Genomic DNA, 18744 nt, shown 5'->3' with positions numbered 1-18744 from the left:
AAACAATACCACCTATAATCTGTACATCATAATGAACCATATCCCAGGCAACCAGGTTGCCGGCAGCCATCCACTTGTTATACCAGTGAGCCTTGTCTCCAACAATCTTTACATTATCCCGGGTGGCAGATATAACACGGTCAAAATCACGTGCTGTTACTTCAAGGTATTCGTTTTCTTTAAAGCGTTTTGCCGTTTCTCTTACAATTGCAAACGCCTTTGGAAGAACCTTTATAAGAACCTTTTCAAGCTCCTTATTTCGTTCTGTCTCAATTTTATCTATATCTAAGAAAATAGATTCCTTTTCATTTATATCAAGATCAGGATTGCTGGCTATCTTCTGATGAAGAGCTGACAGCCTGTCATCTATGCTCTTCAATTCCTGACTTAAAAAGTCCTGGATAGAAGCTGTTTCGTTTCTAAGGTCATCATTTGAAAGGGATTTTAGACGTTCACCTTCCTTTTTGGTCTGCTCAACCAGCGGCATGATGCGTTTAATATCCTTTTCAGACTTGGTTCCAAAGATTTTAGCAATGAGTTTTAACATTCTAGTAGTTCCGTTGATTCGTTCGTTGTCTATTACAGATTCAAACCATATTTCATGAAGCCCGAATCTACTTCATTCTGATAAAGTTCTAACTGTTTCTTAATTAAAAAGAGCCTAAAGTTAATTGCTTTGGGGCTCACCCCCAACCCTTCTTCATGAAAAGCAGAAAAGGAGGACTTAAAGAATTTGCACTTCTCAATTATAGTTCCAAGTTGCCTTCAAAGACCATTTTGGCAGGACCTATAAGAAAAATATCATAAAACAAGTCCGAATGGCCGTTGGTAGGATCGAGGGGATTATTTGCATGACCTGATTGACTGATTTTAAATTCTACCATAAGTTCACCTCCTAGTGTTCCTATTTTAACGGGCGATTTATAGCCAAGCACAGAAGCAGCCAATGCAGCAGCTGTTACGCCTGTTCCGCATGAGAGCGTCTCATTTTCAACACCGCGTTCATACGTGCGAACGTAAATAGTATTATCAGCCAACACCTCTACAAAGTTTACGTTTGTTCCGCCAGGCTTAAAAGCTTCATCATAACGAATGGTTCTGCCTTCTTCGTAAACAGGGTGTTCTTCTATCTTGGAAACGAATCGGATAAAATGAGGTGATCCGGTATTGATGAAGAAGTCGTTTCCGAACTTCTTTATCTCTTTCACACTATTCATTTTTAACCGTACAATATCCCCGCTTAATAATTCGGCATCGTGCCTTCCATCATAAGCATTAAAAGATGTTTTGCCCTTTAACAATCCCAAAGAAGCAGCCATAGCAACAGCAGCACGGCTTCCGTTACCACATAAACTTTGTGAGCCATCGCTGTTGTAATACACAAGATTGAAATCAAGAGATGGGTGTTTCTCTATCAGCATCAGCCCATCTGCACCTACTCCAAACTTACGTTGGCAAATACGCTCAATCTGCTCTTTAGTAAAGGAATAGCCGGCAGTTCTATTGTCTACTATAACAAAATCATTACCGGTTGCCTGATATTTATAGAAGTGAATTTTCAAAGATTATAAATTATAGGTCAATTACTTCACCTCTTCGTAGTCAACATACTCGCCCCCTTTAAAAGAGCTTTTTTTAGACTTTTGACCATTTAGGTTGCTGCTGTCTGGTCTTTGCTGATTGCGGAATTGTTGAGAAGCCGCTCCTGCACGAAAAAACAAATTGCCTATCTTATAAATACTATATAAAACAAGTCCAAGAATGAGGAGGAACTTAAGCATCGGTTATATTTATTTTATTGTATAACTGGAAATCAAAGTTATAGGTTCGGCGGGTAAATAGCGAATTGTTTCCGGTTTAATACATTCAGGGACGTATTTCATGCATAATTATTTCACACGCCCGTACTGCTTAAGGCTGGGAAAGTCTGAGAAAGTATGGGGGAAGTATTGGAGGAGACTTAGAGGAGACTTAGAAGAGACTTAGAGAACACTAGCCTTAATATCGTTGAATGTTTCAAAAAAAATGTAATAATGATGCATTAGTTCACACCATTATTACATTTTAATTCAATTATCGGCTCAGGTACAAGTTCCTTTCGCCATAGATCTTCAGGAAGTAATCATCCATCAGATCGTCTATAAAGTAAATAGCTTCACCGGTAGATTTCATTTCAGGGCCTAGTTCCTTATTTACATCCGGGAATTTATTGAAAGAGAACACCGGTTCTTTAATGGCGTAGCCCTTCTTCGTCGGATTGAACTGGAAGTCTTTGATCTTCCTGTCGCCCAGCATCACCTTAGTTGCAAAGTTTACATAAGGTTCGTCATACGCCTTACAGATGAATGGCACGGTACGAGATGCACGCGGGTTAGCTTCAATTACATACACCTTATCATTCTTAATGGCAAATTGTATGTTGATAAGTCCTTTTACCTTAAGTGCCTGCGCTATTTTTAACGTATAGTTCTCAATCTGCTTGATAACAAAGTCACCCAGGTTGTATGGCGGTAGTACCGCGTAAGAGTCGCCGGAGTGAATACCTGCAGGTTCTATGTGCTGCATAATACCGATGATGTATGCATCTTCTCCATCACAAATGGCATCAGCTTCAGCTTCAATTGCCTGCTCGAGGAAATGATCCAAAAGCACTTTGTTTTCAGGAAGGTGTTTCCATATATCCAGTATGTGATCTTCAAGTTCCTGCTCGTTGATCACGATCTTCATGCTCTGCCCACCCAATACGTAAGAAGGACGAACCAATAATGGGAAGCCAATGTGTTTACTTGCTTCAATTGCTTCATCGGCATTTGTTGCTACACCAAACTCAGGGTATGGAATATTAAGATCTTTAAGCAGGGTTGAAAACCTGCCTCTGTCTTCTGCGAGGTCAAGAGAGTCGAATGATGTTCCGATGATTTTTATTCCGTAAGCATGCAGTTTTTCGGCAAGCTTTAAAGCGGTTTGTCCGCCAAGCTGAACAATTACACCTTCTGGTTTCTCATGCTGGATGATGTCATACAAGTGTTCCCAGAATACAGGCTCGAAGTACAGCTTATCCGCAATATCAAAATCTGTAGAAACAGTTTCAGGATTGCAGTTGATCATGATGGTCTCATAACCACATTCTTTGGCTGCCAGTACACCGTGAACACAAGAGTAGTCGAACTCAATTCCCTGTCCTATTCTGTTCGGGCCTGAGCCAAGTACAATTACCTTCTTTCTGTTGGATACCGTTGATTCATTTTCTGTGCCAAAAGTAGAGTAGTAGTACGGCGTCTTTGCTTCAAACTCTGCAGCACATGTGTCAACGAGTTTGTAAACACGCTTAATACCCATTTGCTTACGCTTCTCATGCACCTCACTTTCAAGACACTTAAGCATGTGCGCAATTTGCCTGTCTGCATAACCTTTTTCTTTCGCACGCTTCATCAACTCGACAGGAATATCATTAAGCGTATGCTTTTCAATTTCCTTTTCAAGTTCTACCAGTTCTTCTATTTGTTTTAAGAACCAGCGATCAATCTTGGTAAGCTTTAGAACAGTTTTAAGCGGAATGCCCAGCTTAATGGCATCGTAGATATGGAATATCCTGTTCCATGTAGGATGCTCAAGGCTATGAAGAATTTCCTCTTGCTTGGTGAGTGACTTGCCATCAGCTCCTATTCCGTTCCTGCGGATTTCTAATGACTGACAAGCTTTTTGAAGTGCTTCCTGGAAGTTTCTTCCAATACCCATTACTTCACCTACTGATTTCATCTGCAAACCTAACTTGCGATCCGCACCATGGAACTTGTCGAAATTCCAACGTGGTATTTTAACGATCACATAGTCAACAGCCGGCTCAAAGTAAGCAGTAGTTGTTCCTGTTATCGCGTTCTTTAATTCATCTAAATTATAACCAATAGCAAGTTTAGCAGCTATCTTAGCAATAGGGTAACCCGTTGCTTTTGATGCAAGCGCGGAAGATCTTGAAACGCGTGGATTGATTTCAATACCTATAATCTCATCGTAGTTATCAGGATTCAATGCAAACTGTACGTTGCAGCCACCTGCGAACCGACCAATACCATTCATCATTTTAATAGCCATGTCGCGCATCTTCTGATAAGTAGTATCAGGCAGCGTCATTGCCGGAGCAACAGTAATCGAGTCTCCTGTATGGATTCCCATTGGGTCGAAGTTCTCGATGGAGCAGATAATAATTACGTTACCCATTCCATCTCTCAAAAGCTCTAGCTCGTATTCTTTCCAGCCGAAGATACTTTGCTCTACAAGCACTTCGTGTATTGGCGAAGCATGCAAACCTCTGTTTAAAGCTTCATCAAAATCTTCAGGATTTTCAACAAAGCCACCGCCTGTTCCACCTAATGTGTATGACGGTCTGATAACCAGCGGGAACCCTATTTCCTGAGCGATCTCTTTTCCTTCCAGGAAAGAAGTAGCCGTAGCACCTTTACATACACCAACATTAAGCTCGTGCATCTTTAACCTGAACTTCTCGCGATCTTCTGTGGTCTCGATCGCTTTAATGTCTACGCCAATTATTCTAACGCCATAATGCTGCCAGATACCAGCCTTATCACATTCAATACATAAATTAAGAGCCGTTTGGCCTCCCATGGTAGGTAATACGGCGTCTATGTGATGCTTTTCGAGAATTTCCCGAATAGATTTTTTTGTTAATGGTTTAAGATAAACGTGATCTGCAGTGACCTTATCGGTCATAATGGTTGCAGGATTTGAGTTTATCAAAACCACTTCAATACCTTCTTCACGCAGCGAACGTGAGGCCTGGGAACCTGAATAATCAAATTCACAAGCTTGACCAATAATAATAGGTCCGCTACCGATGATCAGTACCGAGCGAATACTTCTGTCTCTTGGCATGGTGTGTTGTTAAAAAGGGATGAACAAAATTGCGCAAAAATAAATCAGCGAGTCTTTCTATCAGCACAATTACTCATATTTTTTATGGGAAATTTTAATGTTCCTTGTATGAGCTTGAATTCATACAATTTTTACCACTAAAAAAGTTCGAAACCGATTGAAAAAAACCTCTTTGTGTTATTAACAATTTTTTGATACTTAGAAGTTAATAGAAGTGTTTTCGATGAATCTAATTTCCAAATCTAAGGAAGCCAGGACTTATGATGCCATTGTTGTCGGGTCCGGAATAAGCGGTGGCTGGGCGGCAAAGGAACTGTGCGAAAGCGGATTAAAAGTACTTATGCTGGAAAGAGGGAAACCGGTAAACCATCCTCAATACCCAACAGCAACGAATGATCCGTGGGACTTCCCGCATCGAAACAGACTAACAGAAGAAGAAAAGCGCATTTCGTTTGTACAAAACAGGCATTGGACTTTTCAGAGCGAGAACAAGCACTTTTTTATTAATGATCTTGAAAATCCCTACACTGAAATCAAGCGATTCGATTGGATAAGGGCCGATGTTGTAGGCGGAAGATCGTTGTTATGGAGCCGACATTGCTACCGGTTTAGCGACCTTGACTTCGAAGCAAACATTAAAGATGGACACGGAATAGATTGGCCTATCCGCTATAAAGATCTTGCCCCTTGGTACGATTATGTCGAGAAGTTTATTGGTGTAAGTGGTCAGACGGAAGGACTCGCCCACCTACCAGACGGACATTTTCTCCCACCGATGGAGATGAATTGTGTTGAGCAGGACTTCAAAGTAAAATTCGAAAAGAAATATCCTGATAGAAGGGTCACAATCGGCAGGGTCGCAAATCTTACACAACCTGTAAAGGGCCGCGGCCAATGCCAGGCGCGAAATCTCTGTCATCGCGGATGCCCGTATGGCGCTTACTTCAGCACAAACGCAAGTACACTACCCGCAGCGCATGCTACTAAAAACCTCGAATTATTATCAGGGATGTTAGTAAACAGGGTATTGTATGACGAGCAGAAAGAACGGGCAACAGGCGTAGAGGTTTTAAATACAGAGACAAATGAAATAACTGAATATTACGCGAAGATCATTTTCCTGAATGCTTCAACATTAGGCACAACATTCATTCTTTTAAATTCTGTTTCAAACAGATTTCCAAATGGCCTGGGCAACGGTAGCGATCAGGTAGGAAGAAACTTAATGGACCACCATAAAAATTCCGGAGCCTCTGCATCAGTAGAAGGTTTCGAGGATAAATATTATTCAGGCAGAAGACCAAATACGCTTTACATTCCACGATTTATTAATGTAAATAAAAAGAATAAAGATTACCTGAGAGGCTATGGATTAATGGGTGGCGCCAGCAGAGCTGGATGGCGTTCGCAGATAGTAAGCGATAAAATAGGTGCAGACCTGAAGTCTGCTGTACAAACACCAGGGCCGTGGTCTATTAACTTTGGTGGCTTTGGTGAATGTCTTCCTTACCATGACAACCGTGTAACTCTGAACACAAATGTAAAAGATAAGTGGGGACGAAATACATTGTCCATAAACTGTGAGTTTAAGGACAATGAAAAAGCAATGCAGCAAGACATGGCCAATGGCACCGCTGAGTTTCTTGAAGAGCTCGGATATAAAAATGTAAAGCCATACGTTAACACTGCATATCCTGGAAATGCAAACCACGAAATGGGAACAGCAAGAATGGGAAAAGATCCGGAGAACTCTGTTGTAAATTCGTATAACCAGATGCATGAAGTAAAGAACGTCTTTATTACCGACGGCTCTTTTATGACATCTTCAAGTTGTGTTAACCCTTCTCTTACCTACATGGCTATAACGGCTAGGGCATGCGCCCACGCTATAAATGAGATGAAGAAACAGAACATTTGAGAGTTGGAAGCAAAGACACTACTTATTCAATCTATATAAGTCCCCGCGACTTTAACTCAAGGTATTTATTGATGGTATTTACAGTCAGATTCTGTGGTGTAGTAAGCAAAGCCTGAATGCCATGACGTGTAAGTTCCTTAACAATTAACTTACGCTCATAGATAAACTTTTCCGCTATTGCCTTATGATAAACCCTTCTCAAATCCGCTGCTGGTTGTTCAACAAATGACTTCATCTCTGTATTCTCGAAGAATATTACCACCAGAAGATGATGGCGCGAGAGATTAAGCAGATATGGGAGCTGCCGCTGCATGCTGTAGACAGACTCAAAATTTGTATATAGCAGAAGCAAGCTGCGTTGCGTAATCTTTCTCCTTACAAAATTATATACAACTGAAAAGTCTGCTTCTCTGTAGGCAGTTTTCTGGTTGTAAAGTACTTCAAGAATATTACCCATCTGATTATTACTTCTACTGGCCGGCACATGCGTAGCAATCTTATCCTGAAAGGTTAAGATGCCGGCTTTGTCAGATTTTTTAATAGCAATATTTGATATTACTAAAGAAGCATTGATGGCATAATCAAGAAGGCTTAATCCTTCAAAGGGCATCTTCATCACTCTGCCTTTATCAATCAGACTATACACCTGTTGGGAGCGCTCATCCTGGTAATGATTTACCATCAAATGACGCCTGCGTGCGGTAGCCTTCCAGTTAATCGTTCTGTAATCATCACCGGCCACGTATTCCTTGATAAGCTCAAACTCCATATTATGGCCTATGCGTCTTATCTTCTTAATGCCTGTTTCTGTTAGCTTGTTTGAGATTGCCAGCAGCTCATACTTTCGCATTTGCAAGTATGAAGGATAAACAGGAACAAGTTTATCTTGCGAGAAACGAAACCTTCTGGCCAGCAACCCTAAGGGTGAGCTTACAAAAACATTAAGGGCACCAAAACTATATTCACCGCGCTTTACTGGCCTTAGGTAGTAATGGAATTGCTTTTGCGCGCCTGCACCAAGATCAATGTAAAAGTTTACATCCCGACGCTGAAACTGGTGCGGTATTTCGTCTATAATTCTCAGCTTTACCTGGAACGGATAAGAGTTTTGCAACGTAATGTTTATCTCATTATCATCCCCGTTGGAGAGCTTATCTGCCATTATTCTGCTTCCTGCTAATCCTCTTCTTGTTCTATAAAGCAGAAGCATATCTGTTATAACTAGCCCAAGAAAAAGAAAGAATAAAGCCTGAGGTATGATAATGAGATCATCAATAATGAAGCTGGCGATAAAGCAAATCACTATTGCACCTATAGCAATAAAAATTCTGTTGTTGAGATATAATGACTTCAGAAGCTTCACTACCGCGGCACCTCAATTTTGTCAATAATCAATTTAATAACCTCGTCTGCTGTTACACCTTCCATTTCTTTATCAGGCGTTAACACCACACGATGCCTTAATACAGGCCTTGTTACGTATTTAACATCCTCCGGGGTAACAAAGTCACGTCCATTAAGCGCAGCGAATGCCTTTGAACTATTAAGAATAGCTACTGATGCGCGCGGTGATGCCCCTAAGAATAGCGACGGATTATTACGCGTCTCTACAATTATCCGTGCTATGTACTCGAGCAGGTTTTCTTCGACATGAATGTGCTGAACTACAGACCTATACTTTCTTATATCTTCAGCACTTAGCACCGCAGTTACTTCAGCCACGGGTTGGTGGCCTTTACGCGCATGATGCCCTTTGATAATAGACACCTCATCTTCAAGCGCGGGGTAATGAACATTAATCTTAAACAGGAAACGATCCAATTGTGCTTCGGGTAACCTGTAAGTTCCTTCCTGCTCTATGGGATTTTGAGTAGCGACTACAATATAAGGAGCTTCCATCTGATAGGTGCGTCCATCTACAGTAACTTGCCTTTCTTCCATTACCTCAAACAATGCAGATTGTGTTTTCGCTGGGGCGCGATTGATCTCATCAATAAGGACAATGTTTGAAAAGATAGGACCTGATTTAAATTCAAAGTCACCGCTTTTCATGTTGTAAACCGATGTTCCCAACACATCAGAAGGCATGAGATCAGGTGTAAACTGTATCCTGGTAAATTTAACAGAGATTACTTTCGAAAGAAGTTTGGCGGTAAGCGTTTTCGCAACACCAGGCACGCCTTCAATCAGCACATGTCCATCAGCAAGAATGGCAGTAACAAGAAGGTTTACCATTTCCTCCTGACCTACGATGATCTTTGCTATCTCTGATCTTATTTTAACAATACTTTCATTTAAAGCGGAAAGATCAACGCGATTATGAAAAACATTTTCTTCCATTGGTGCTAGTGATGTTATTATCTTCTATTAAACGTTTCAATTTTAGCATTCAGGTCCACCAGTTGCTCCCCGGATATCTCGGTGGCAGATTGGATGAAATGAATGGTCCTGAACAATACTCTTAACTCCTGTTCGCTCTTGCCTGATTTCAGTGCTAAGGTTTTGATAAACTCGTCGTCAATTTCCCTGGCACTTAGCATATATTGTGTTCTGATGTGATCTAAAAGAAATAGGATTTTCTTTTCAGCAATATTCTTATGGTTCCCATTCTGAAAGTAGAGATTACCAATTGTCGATACAAACTCAAGTGTAGTGTTGGCGAGCGGCTTAATAATCGGGATTATTCTTTGCTTGCGTTTTGCTTCGAATATCATAAATGCCAGAATAGCAAATAGTGTGATATAATAAGCCCATCGTAAGGGCTCGTTTGTAAGAATAAAACGCAACGGCGTTGTTGCTTCCATTCTTCCTAAATGGTAGTACTCCGTCCAGTTTACGTCTCTTATAGGAAGATAGGATAATGTCTGAGATACAAAATTACTGTTACTACCCGCGAGCAAATAGATATTGGTGAACGCCAGTGGTGTTGCATTTAAGATAAAGTTTCCTTTTCCAAATGGAATACGAATCGTTACTGGTTTGCCATTACTATTCCTTGCAATGATGGTTGTCTTTACAGTATCAAACTCATCGAAGTGGTTTTGGATGTTATCCTTGCGATACCAGTATTGTTCCATGGTATCTAACTGGGGGTTTACAAACGTAATTGAAGTAGAGTCTTCCTTTAACAATGTTTCTCCCGAGAAAAGGTAGTCACGTGTTCCTACATCAAGCGTATCGGCAAAACTTCCCCATATATACTGACTTGAAATGAAAGCATTTCCTCCATTATTAACATGGGCAAGCAGTGCATTACAATCTTCCTTATCAGGATTAAAACTTGTCGCAACGATCAGGATATTTTCGTTGGAAGTAAGGGAATCTTTTAACTCATAGATCGTCTTATAATTGTGTTTAATACGCTTCTTTTCCAAAACGTCAGGAAGTAGATTGAAAAGTGCATAGGTACCGTAGGGGTCCTTATCGTCATGCGCAAGGGTAACATTCCAGTTATATTGCTTTGGCGTGATAAGCTTTACCAAAACAAATAATGCAATTGCTCCACCTACATATAATATGTATTTCCAGTCTTTACGCATTATCTCTGTACCTTACAATTACTCATGCTTTAACTTATTTTAGTCTTCCAGCTTGAGAAGATACTTTGAACTTTATTAAAAAGATCGGCCGATATATTAAAGTTACCGTACCATGCATAATCAAAGTAAAAACTCAATTCATTCAGGCCTGTCTTTAACTCTTTAGATTGTAATTCATTAACATACTCATGGTTAGTCTTTCCTGATTCCCAGTTGATGAGATGCCTGTCGGAGAGAATCTTCAATGCCTGAAGAAACAAAAGCCTTATGCCTTTCCGATAATCCTGGCTAGAAACCGCTTCCTGAATTAGTTTATCAAAATCCATTTCATGAATGTTCTCATCAAGAACCGTGGCATTTAATTTACTGCCTTGTGCAGAATAGAGTACCTTAAATGCATTTACTTTGAGAATCATCATGATGAGCACCACAAGCAATGCAATACCCAGTGCGTAAACAAGCACTCTTCCCCAATTCGTATAAACTGCTCTTTTAAACAAGGATTCAATGAGTTCACCAACCCATGTCCAGAACCTGTCCCACAAACTTTCTGCAATTGTAGGAGGTTGCCGGTAATCCATGTCCGGATCTTCCTTTAATGAACTAAGCTTTTGCTGATCGAACTGTCTAACCTCAACATTTGAAGTGTCAGAAGGAGCATTAAACAGTCTTTCATTTTCTGATTCTTCCACCGCCTGGTAAATGCTGTCTGCCTCTTCAACCACGGTGGTATCAATAACTTGAGAAAAGCCCGTTTGAGAAACCATCAGAATAAACAGCAGAAGAATAAATAACCGCACTTGCCTTCCCTTATTAATAAGTTTCTTCAATATTATTATTAGAAGCAGGAGGTGTTGGGGCTTCACCAAAAGATTCGATCTGGCTCATAAGACCTCTTGCTTCTTTTCTTTCAACAAGGTTAAAGTACTGGAATGCAATACCAACGTTAGGCATAGCGTACATTACCATTTGTGCAAGGTAGTACAAGGTAAAGAAAACCATTGTTACTATCTGGTAAGTAGTGCCCGGCTCCTGAAACGAAGATGTACTAACACTGTGAAGTGACTGGGCTATGGTCATGGCATACCACGGAATGAGAAAAATATAAGATACAGTTCCTACTATAATATATAGAATAAAAACTAATCCAAAGGTGCTCCACCATTTTCCCCGAATAAGGATAAAAGACCTTTTTATTGACTCAAAGAAACCAACCCTCTCGTAGGTTCTTATAATGAACACAAAAGAACATGCAACAAAAAAATAAATAACACCACAAATAAGGGCAATTATACCAAAACCAATCAGGAAAGGTGAGATTGCAGCGAGAAGAACTACCGGGATGATCATCAGGATATATACTGCTACCGCCAGAAGTGCAAAAAGCAGCATAGTGCCGAGATACATCCAAAACGTTTCACGTACCCGTTGCCATATCTCATGGACTTCGATCTGATTCGTTCTCTTCTCACCATACAAAACAATGTAGTTGTTGATGGTTGCAATTGTGCCCACACCACTCACCAAAAAAAAGACCACGATGAGCAGTATCTGAAGCCATAGAGAAGGAGATGTAAAATAAGTTTCAAATTGGTTACCGCCCTGAGTTGCCAAGGCTGTCATTGAAAACATGTCTCCAATAAAAGATCCCATCAGCAAGCTTGCAATAAGAATAGGAGGTCCGGCAATAACCAATATACTTTTTGAAAGAGGCTTGAAATTCTGCTTGATGAATTCAAAAGTCGCGTTCATCTTGTTGCTGAAGTCACGCGTCTTGTGAAAGTTAATGACATTAAATTTTTCCATTTCGCTTAAGTAGGGTCGGGTAAATTACAAAATAATAGATCATGAGGGCTGCAGATGCAAGAATAATTAAAGCTTTCAAGCTCCAATGCATAAAAGCATAACGCGTCACAAAAGATTCGATAAACCCTGCAATGAAGAAAAACGGAACAAGTCCTACAACAATCTTCATCCCCTTGGCTGCACCCTTTTTAAAAGAATCAAGGCGAGAATAAGTACCAGGAAAGATGAGGCTGTTGCCCATGGTAAATCCTGCAGCTCCTGCTATAACAATAGACGTTAGCTCAATAGTCCCGTGCAACATAATAACAGGCAACGCATGGCTTAGCTGACTCTCCTGGTAGAAGAAGGTCATAAATGTTCCTACCATCAGTCCATTATAGAATAAGTAGAAACCGGTACCCAGTGAGGCAATAACACCCAATACAAAAACACGAAAGGACACCATCACGTTGTTCCACGTAATATAGAAAAACATGGTGGTCTGGTCCATACTGGCATAAACATCGGTGGGTTTACCATCCTTGATATTCTCCAGCGTCATGTTTACATAGCCGTCGCCAAGTATTAATCTTACAAAAGTATCATCATAATATGCTGATACAGCTCCGATAACGCCAGCCACTATAAATATAATGAAAGAATAAAGCAGGCTTTTACGAGCTTCGTAAACTGCCGCGGGCACCTCCTCCTTCCAAAAGGTAAGAAAGCGATTCTTATCTTCCCTCTTATTCTTATAGATCCTGAGATGAAGTTTGCTCGCCAAAGCGTTTAGATATTGCGTTGTACGGCTATCGTTGTATTGCGTTCTTGAAAAGGAAAGGTCATCCGTAATTTGAATGAATAGTGCAGCGATCCTGTCCGGGTCCGCTGTTTCCTGGCCTTTTACTACTCTTTCAAACTCCTCCCAACGTGCTTTGTTTTGCTTAACAAACGCTGCTTCTTTCATAACTCAAATTTCCGAATAACCCAACCGGCAGACAATTCATGATAATCATTAATCTTACATCAGCCGCCTAATGCTACATCTATCACTTTATTCCATACCCTGAAAACATTCTTATAACAAATTTTTTCTATGTCTTCAGGCGTGTACCCTCGTTTCAAAAGAACTGCAATAAGATTAGGATAAGTAGAGACGTCTTTTAGTCCTAGAGGCAGGCTATCACCAACTCCATCATAATCAGAACCAATACCTACGTGGTCTATGCCAATCAGTTTCACTACATGGTCTATATGATCCGCAACCCGTTCAACATCAGAGAATAGTTCTTTATGATCTTTGCCAAATTGTTCTATAATTGGCTGTGCTTCAGGGTCAGCAGAAGTGAGCTTTTTATTCGAGAGTATTTTCTCAAGAGAATCTCTTAAAGCATCATTCTTTCTTGCTACTGAGTCAAGAAAGGCAGCGCCAAAATTAATTTGTATTACACCTCCGTTTTTTCCTAGCGCTTTTAACATTTCATCAGACATGTTGCGTTGGAACCCTGGCGTAAAAAACCTGCAAGACGAATGAGAAGCTATAACAGGAGCCTTTGTTATGTTGATTACATCAAAAAAGGTACTGTCAGAAACATGCGAGATGTCTACCATCATACCAATACGATTCATTTCGGCAACTACCTGCTCACCAAAAGGACTTAAACCATTCCACGTTTGTGTAGTGTCATAAGATGAATCACAAATCTGGTTATCCTTACCGTGGGTTAGTGTCACATATCTAATTCCTCTTTTAAAGAAATACCCTACGTTTTCCAGGCTATCGCCAATTGGTGCACCATTCTCCATTCCCATAGGTAAGGAAATCTTCCCTTCACTTGTGTTCTTTTCAACTTCGGCAGGTGTTTTTGCCAGCGCAAATTTGTCCGGGTGAGCTTTAGCAATTCCTTCTATCATGTTAATTAATGAATCAGCTAGTATTTTGCCATGATCTGGCTTTTGCTGATAACTTGAAGGAATGTATATAGACATAAAAGGTGCATCAAGACCACCCTTTTTAGCGCGTTCATAGTCAAAATCACCTTCATCTGTTTTTAGGGGAATGCCTAAGTACTCACGGTCGAGCCTGAAATGTTTTATTTTTAATCGGTATGGTAAATCAACGTGTCCATCAGTGATGATGTATTTTTGGGCGAGAGAATCCGCCAACTGCTGAATTTTTTCCGACGGAAGTGATGCGTAATCAATTTTTCGCTCATGCGACCCACATGAAACAAGTGTAAGGAATAAAACTCCAGGTACAAGGTATTTAAGTATCATATGCCGTAATTTGTAAGGCGAAGAAAAGATATTTCATTTTTTAAGGCGATGCAAACAATTAGTGTTAGTACTACCCAGAATGTTTCAATACAATACCCCATAGCAAGTGTTGGCGATCGCATTCTTGCCTATCTTTTAGACCGGTTAATACTCGTCGGGTATACAATTGCAATCGTAGCCTTATTAATCAACACAAAAACGGAGATCTGGTGGCTGTATCTTATTCTACTGGGCGTGCCTTGGCTCTTCTACCATTTACTTTTCGAAATTTTTATGAATGGTCAAAGTCCAGGTAAAAGAGTAATGAGTATCCAGGTGGTGCGCTTAGATGGTACAGAGCCAACGATAGGAGATTACCTGTTGCGGTGGATTTTTAGCCTTGTTGACTTCTATCTTCTTTCGGGGGCTCTTGCTGTGGTTATCATTGCTATGGGAGGCAAAGGTCAGCGTCTCGGCGATGTGGTGGCAGGAACTTCGGTTGTAAAACTTATAGCACAAAAAGAAATAACAGCAGAACAGGTTTTTATTACGCCAGAACAAACGTACACACCTACTTTCCCACAGGTAGTACAATTACAAGCAAAGGATATTGAACTCATTCAAAGAGCACTTGAAGCTAACGATGGTTACGGAAACATTCAACCGGTACTTGTGCTCAGCGAAAAGATAAAGACTATGTTGGGAATTGAAACTGATCTTCCGGCGGTGCAATTCTTACGTGTTATCGCTAAAGATTATAACCACTACAACGCACTGTGAACATAGATCAGTTACCCGTTATTACAAGAAACCAACTGGCATTAAGAAATGGGCAGGATAAACCTGAAGTATGGGTGGCTTATAAAGAGCTCGTATATGATGTAACAACATCACGATTATGGAGAAATGGTAAGCACTATGAGCATTGGGCAGGCCAGGACTTGACAGATGAACTGAAAGATGCACCCCATACACACAATGTTTTCGACAAATTCAGGGTAGTGGGAAGATTAAAAATTTAAAAGATTACAAAAAACTTAAACACACACGGGCACACTCGGTATGATTGTTTTTACAATTCGTTTACTGTTATAGCTTTGTAACCCAAGGCGCAAGTCAGAACACAACCAGCCCTTTATAACAACATGATTCTTATAGCTGACAGCGGAGGCTCAAAAACTGATTGGAGAATAATCCATAAAGACGGTACTATCGGTCAGGCTCATTCCGCAGGCTTCAACCCATATTACCAACCCGTTGAAGACCTAAAAAAAACTGTACAGGAAGTTTTAATTCCTAAACTCAATAATCAGGTAAGTGAAATAGACAAGATCTTTTTCTATGGTGCAGGTGTCTCTTCAGAGAAGAACCAACTAACAGTAAAAAGTGCCTTTCTTGAATTCTTCCCTCAGGCGCAAATAGAGATTGGGTGGGACCTATTAGCTGCGGCACGGGCCCTCTGCGGAAGAGAGCCAGGTATCGCATGCATTATGGGTACAGGTTCCAACTCGTGCCTTTACGATGGTGAAAAGATTATTGACAACGTTGCCAACCTCGGGTGGATACTTGCAGATGAAGGATCCGGAGCTAATATCGGGAAGCAGTTTCTTGTTGATTACCTCAGAAAGAAGATGCCGGAACAATTGGCGGCGCAGTTCCATAACCGCTTTCCATTAAGCCGCGAAGAATTTCTTGAAAAGATCTACCAGCAAGAAAAGCCTAGCGCGTTTCTGGCCAGCTTTGCTAAATTTATCTTCCAGCATCTCAAAGAGCCTTACTGCTATAAACTTATCTATAATAGCTTTTCCGAGTTCTATGAGAACAATGTTATGAAGTATGAAAACTACAAGAACCTGAAAGTTCACTTTACAGGATCAATAGCTTTCTACTTTAGTGATGTATTAAGGCAAGTAGCCAACGATAAAGGCATCACTGTAAAGAATATTCTTGAAGGGCCAATTGCAGGTCTTACACTCTACCACACACAACAGCTAAATTAATTCGCCAAGCACCATACATATGTCATCTGTTACTGAGTCCTCCTCAAATTATAATAACCTGGAACAAATGAGTGTTAACGACCTTCTGGTGAACATAAACCGGGAGGATAAAACAGTACCCCTCGCTGTTGAAAAGATTATTCCGCAGATCGAGGCATTAGTTAGTGCTGTAGTCGGAAAGATGAAGGACGACGGAAGGTTATTCTACATAGGAGCCGGCACCAGTGGCAGACTTGGCATTCTTGATGCTTCAGAAATACCGCCTACCTATGGAATGCCGCACGGAAAGGTAGTGGGGTTGATAGCCGGTGGAGATACAGCCATAAGGAAGGCTGTTGAAAATGCTGAAGACAACCAGCAACAGGCCTGGATTGACCTGCAGGCTTATGGAATAAACAAGAAAGACGTGCTTGTAGGCATTGCCGCTTCGGGAAGAACACCTTATGTTATTGGTGGACTAAAAGAGGCAAAAGCCAACGGCATTACTACTGCTAGTATAACCTGTAATGCAAATTCAGAAGTTTCTAAATATGCAGATTTCCCTATAGAAGTAGTAGTAGGCCCTGAGTTTGTTACGGGAAGCACCCGGATGAAATCCGGTACGGCTCAAAAGCTGGTTCTTAACATGATATCTACCTCTGTTATGATTAAACTCGGAAGAGTAAAAGGTAACAAAATGGTAGATATGCAACTCACCAATGCAAAGCTGGTTGACAGAGGCGCAAGAATGATTATGGAAGAACTTGCCGTAGACGAAAAAGAGGCCGAACGATTACTGCTTGAATTTGGTTCTGTCCGCAAGGCTGTTGAGAGCCGAAAAGGACATGCATCAAATTGAACCATACTATAACTGGCTTAAATATTACGACTCTTCTGTCGATCAACGCTCACCATTTTATGGGAAGCAATACAACTTCGATGTTTACTCGGAAACTATCTACGGCTATTACATAGATCCAGCCTGGGATAACATTGGGTCTGAAACGCTGTACATTAAAATCCTTTATACAGATTACGATGCAGGTTATACCATCATAGAATTTATTGGTGAATGGAATGATGCGATCAACAACGACATCATGACACTAAAAAGAAACATCATTGAGCATCTTATCAATGAAGGGATCAATAAGTTCATTCTTATTGGAGAGAACATTTTGAACTTTCATGGGTCGGATGATTGCTACTACGAAGAGTGGTTTGAAGACGTTGAAGATGGCTGGATTGCCGCAGTCTCTTTCCCCGAATTTATTCGTGAAGAGTTCAGGAAATTTAACGTAGATAATTATATAAACATGGGTGGCACGCTGGAAATTGAAAAGTGGCGCACCTTTCAACCTCATACGTTTTACGATATCGTGAGTAAATTAATTCAACGGAGATTGGGGTGAGTTAATATTTATACGAGGAGGCAATTGCAGATTCCTTTAGCTTCCTCCTTTACACTCCGCTTTTAAAGCAAGCTCAATTGTACGTCACTTACCAATACATCGGCAGGGATGAGGTAATTACGTTTAGATTTTATCTCCTTACACACAATTCGGGTTCTTTTAATCTTGCCTTTCTGGAAATAACGGTGTTGAAACTGGAAGATACTTCCCTCAGGAAGATCAGATAAACAGGCAAAATTTGAGGCATTCTTATCAAACAGCCTGAAAGCTTTGGTTAAGTCACTATCAGCAAATGAACTTGCCTTTGGATTAACCATGTGCAACCTGAGTACGTGTAAGATTTCTTCAGGAAAAACAGAAATATCAAGTAAAGGGATCATCAGGCGTTGAAACACGTTTTTCCATTCATCGCCATGAGGCTCAACCCTGTTACCATGTCTTACAAAAACATGAAGATGTGCTACCTCATGAATATAGGTAACAAGGAAAAGATAAGGGTTAAGGTCGTTGTTGAGGGTAATTTGAGGTGTTTTAATATTTCGCTTCGCAGTGAAGTCCCCAACTTTAGATTGTCTTGATTTGGTGATTTTTAGGGTAAAAGGGTTATTCTTCCAAAGGGCAAAGCAATATTGAAGAGATGCCTCGGGAACGTATTGATGAAGTATCTGATAAACCTTTTGTTCATTCATAGACAAATCAAAGGCAAATAAAAAAAGGCTTTAGCAAATCTAAAGCCTTCCCGGGAAAACAATCTTTTTTGATTGTTAATTAGTGAGCTGCAGTTGTATCAGTTGCAGTTGTGTCAGTTGCAGTTGTGTCAGCAGGAGCTGGTTCAACAGCAGGAGTTTCGGTTGCAGTTGAATCTGTGCTTTCAGCTTCGTTCTTAGAACCACCGCCACAAGCTACGAATGCAAATGCAAAACCGCATACCATTAACAATGCGATAAGTTTTTTCATAGTTTACA

The 18744-nt window shown here is 40.6% G+C and carries 18 protein-coding genes and 1 pseudogene; 6 read left to right on the top strand and 13 right to left on the bottom strand.

The annotated features are described in order from the left end of the window. The 4 genes and pseudogenes from secA to carB all read right to left on the bottom strand — a co-directional run. Window positions 1-547: pseudogene (gene secA, locus KK060_RS13975) on the bottom strand (preprotein translocase subunit SecA); the annotation flags it as partial. A gap of 199 nt (window positions 548-746) precedes the next feature. Further along, window positions 747-1562 carry a diaminopimelate epimerase gene (gene dapF / locus KK060_RS13970; RefSeq protein WP_254154370.1) on the bottom strand — a complete coding sequence of 272 codons (816 nt, stop codon included), beginning with the start codon at window positions 1560-1562 and terminating at the stop codon, window positions 747-749. Window positions 1563-1583: 21 nt separating this feature from the next. Continuing rightward, window positions 1584-1781, bottom strand: coding sequence for a DUF4834 family protein (locus KK060_RS13965; RefSeq protein ID WP_254154369.1), 198 nt, complete (start codon window positions 1779-1781; stop codon window positions 1584-1586). 292 nt (window positions 1782-2073) lie between these two features. After that, the gene (gene carB, locus KK060_RS13960) at window positions 2074-4890 is read right to left on the bottom strand and encodes a carbamoyl-phosphate synthase large subunit (RefSeq protein ID WP_254154367.1); all 2817 of its coding nucleotides are present in this window, start codon (window positions 4888-4890) and stop codon (window positions 2074-2076) included. Window positions 4891-5113: 223 nt separating this feature from the next. On the opposite strand from carB, the gene KK060_RS13955 reads away from it, so the two are divergent. Further along, entirely contained in the window at window positions 5114-6808 is a 1695-nt protein-coding gene (locus tag KK060_RS13955) for a GMC oxidoreductase (RefSeq protein ID WP_254154366.1), read from the top strand. Between the two features lie 31 nt (window positions 6809-6839). Here KK060_RS13955 and KK060_RS13950 read toward each other — a convergent pair whose 3' ends face one another. From KK060_RS13950 to KK060_RS13920, 7 genes are read right to left on the bottom strand one after another with little or no spacing between them, the layout of a single operon-like run. Next, window positions 6840-8171: a DUF58 domain-containing protein gene (locus KK060_RS13950; protein WP_254154365.1), complete on the bottom strand. Its 1332-nt coding sequence runs from the start codon at window positions 8169-8171 to the stop codon at window positions 6840-6842. Then, on the bottom strand, window positions 8171-9148 hold the full coding sequence (locus KK060_RS13945; RefSeq protein WP_254154364.1) for an AAA family ATPase: 978 nt from the start codon (window positions 9146-9148) through the stop codon (window positions 8171-8173). Before KK060_RS13945 ends, KK060_RS13950 begins: the two co-directional genes overlap by 1 nt. A gap of 17 nt (window positions 9149-9165) precedes the next feature. Beyond that, entirely contained in the window at window positions 9166-10347 is a 1182-nt protein-coding gene (locus tag KK060_RS13940) for a DUF4350 domain-containing protein (protein ID WP_254154362.1), read from the bottom strand. 29 nt (window positions 10348-10376) lie between these two features. After that, complete coding sequence (locus KK060_RS13935) at window positions 10377-11177, bottom strand: DUF4129 domain-containing protein (RefSeq protein WP_254154361.1); 801 nt, start codon at window positions 11175-11177, stop codon at window positions 10377-10379. Further along, entirely contained in the window at window positions 11161-12153 is a 993-nt protein-coding gene (locus KK060_RS13930) for a DUF7847 domain-containing protein (protein ID WP_254154360.1), read from the bottom strand. Before KK060_RS13930 ends, KK060_RS13935 begins: the two co-directional genes overlap by 17 nt. Further along, window positions 12140-13099 (bottom strand): stage II sporulation protein M, encoded by a 960-nt coding sequence (locus tag KK060_RS13925; protein WP_254154359.1) that lies wholly within the window; start codon window positions 13097-13099, stop codon window positions 12140-12142. The genes KK060_RS13930 and KK060_RS13925 overlap by 14 nt, the downstream gene beginning before the upstream one ends. Window positions 13100-13158: 59 nt before the next feature. Further along, on the bottom strand, window positions 13159-14409 hold the full coding sequence (locus KK060_RS13920) for a dipeptidase (protein WP_302180079.1): 1251 nt from the start codon (window positions 14407-14409) through the stop codon (window positions 13159-13161). Window positions 14410-14457: 48 nt separating this feature from the next. On the opposite strand from KK060_RS13920, the gene KK060_RS13915 reads away from it, so the two are divergent. The 5 genes from KK060_RS13915 to KK060_RS13895 all read left to right on the top strand — a co-directional run bounded on the left by KK060_RS13915 (window position 14458) and on the right by KK060_RS13895 (window position 17779). Further along, window positions 14458-15168: an RDD family protein gene (locus tag KK060_RS13915; RefSeq protein WP_254154358.1), complete on the top strand. Its 711-nt coding sequence runs from the start codon at window positions 14458-14460 to the stop codon at window positions 15166-15168. Next, window positions 15165-15410 (top strand): cytochrome b5 domain-containing protein, encoded by a 246-nt coding sequence (locus KK060_RS13910; RefSeq protein ID WP_254154356.1) that lies wholly within the window; start codon window positions 15165-15167, stop codon window positions 15408-15410. Before KK060_RS13915 ends, KK060_RS13910 begins: the two co-directional genes overlap by 4 nt. A 123-nt stretch (window positions 15411-15533) precedes the next feature. Then, window positions 15534-16388 carry an N-acetylglucosamine kinase gene (locus KK060_RS13905; RefSeq protein ID WP_254154355.1) on the top strand — a complete coding sequence of 285 codons (855 nt, stop codon included), beginning with the start codon at window positions 15534-15536 and terminating at the stop codon, window positions 16386-16388. Window positions 16389-16407: 19 nt separating this feature from the next. Continuing rightward, on the top strand, window positions 16408-17226 hold the full coding sequence (murQ, locus tag KK060_RS13900; RefSeq protein WP_254154354.1) for an N-acetylmuramic acid 6-phosphate etherase: 819 nt from the start codon (window positions 16408-16410) through the stop codon (window positions 17224-17226). Next, complete coding sequence (locus KK060_RS13895) at window positions 17213-17779, top strand: hypothetical protein (protein ID WP_254154353.1); 567 nt, start codon at window positions 17213-17215, stop codon at window positions 17777-17779. The genes murQ and KK060_RS13895 overlap by 14 nt, the downstream gene beginning before the upstream one ends. A gap of 62 nt (window positions 17780-17841) precedes the next feature. Here KK060_RS13895 and KK060_RS13890 read toward each other — a convergent pair whose 3' ends face one another. Then, entirely contained in the window at window positions 17842-18468 is a 627-nt protein-coding gene (locus tag KK060_RS13890) for a SprT-like domain-containing protein (protein ID WP_254154352.1), read from the bottom strand. A gap of 79 nt (window positions 18469-18547) precedes the next feature. Continuing rightward, window positions 18548-18736 carry a hypothetical protein gene (locus KK060_RS13885; protein ID WP_254154350.1) on the bottom strand — a complete coding sequence of 63 codons (189 nt, stop codon included), beginning with the start codon at window positions 18734-18736 and terminating at the stop codon, window positions 18548-18550. Window positions 18737-18744 lie beyond the last annotated feature (8 nt).

The organism is Chryseosolibacter indicum (genome assembly GCF_018598585.1).
GTDB classification, from domain to species: Bacteria; Bacteroidota; Bacteroidia; order Cytophagales; family Cyclobacteriaceae; genus Chryseosolibacter; species Chryseosolibacter indicus.
Note: the sequence above shows the minus strand (reverse complement) of the source record. Positions and strands in the feature narration are given on the sequence as shown.

Coding starts and splice junctions, on each gene's coding strand:
- KK060_RS13965 (WP_254154369.1), bottom strand. CDS start 1,781: ATGCTTAAGTTCCTCCTCATTCTTGGACTTGTTTTATATAGTATTTAT.
- carB (WP_254154367.1), bottom strand. CDS start 4,890: ATGCCAAGAGACAGAAGTATTCGCTCGGTACTGATCATCGGTAGCGGA.
- KK060_RS13955 (WP_254154366.1), top strand. CDS start 5,114: ATGAATCTAATTTCCAAATCTAAGGAAGCCAGGACTTATGATGCCATT.
- KK060_RS13945 (WP_254154364.1), bottom strand. CDS start 9,148: ATGGAAGAAAATGTTTTTCATAATCGCGTTGATCTTTCCGCTTTAAAT.
- KK060_RS13940 (WP_254154362.1), bottom strand. CDS start 10,347: ATGCGTAAAGACTGGAAATACATATTATATGTAGGTGGAGCAATTGCA.
- KK060_RS13930 (WP_254154360.1), bottom strand. CDS start 12,153: ATGGAAAAATTTAATGTCATTAACTTTCACAAGACGCGTGACTTCAGC.
- KK060_RS13925 (WP_254154359.1), bottom strand. CDS start 13,099: ATGAAAGAAGCAGCGTTTGTTAAGCAAAACAAAGCACGTTGGGAGGAG.
- KK060_RS13920 (WP_302180079.1), bottom strand. CDS start 14,409: ATGATACTTAAATACCTTGTACCTGGAGTTTTATTCCTTACACTTGTT.
- KK060_RS13915 (WP_254154358.1), top strand. CDS start 14,458: ATGCAAACAATTAGTGTTAGTACTACCCAGAATGTTTCAATACAATAC.
- KK060_RS13905 (WP_254154355.1), top strand. CDS start 15,534: ATGATTCTTATAGCTGACAGCGGAGGCTCAAAAACTGATTGGAGAATA.
- murQ (WP_254154354.1), top strand. CDS start 16,408: ATGTCATCTGTTACTGAGTCCTCCTCAAATTATAATAACCTGGAACAA.
- KK060_RS13895 (WP_254154353.1), top strand. CDS start 17,213: ATGCATCAAATTGAACCATACTATAACTGGCTTAAATATTACGACTCT.
- KK060_RS13890 (WP_254154352.1), bottom strand. CDS start 18,468: ATGAATGAACAAAAGGTTTATCAGATACTTCATCAATACGTTCCCGAG.
- KK060_RS13885 (WP_254154350.1), bottom strand. CDS start 18,736: ATGAAAAAACTTATCGCATTGTTAATGGTATGCGGTTTTGCATTTGCA.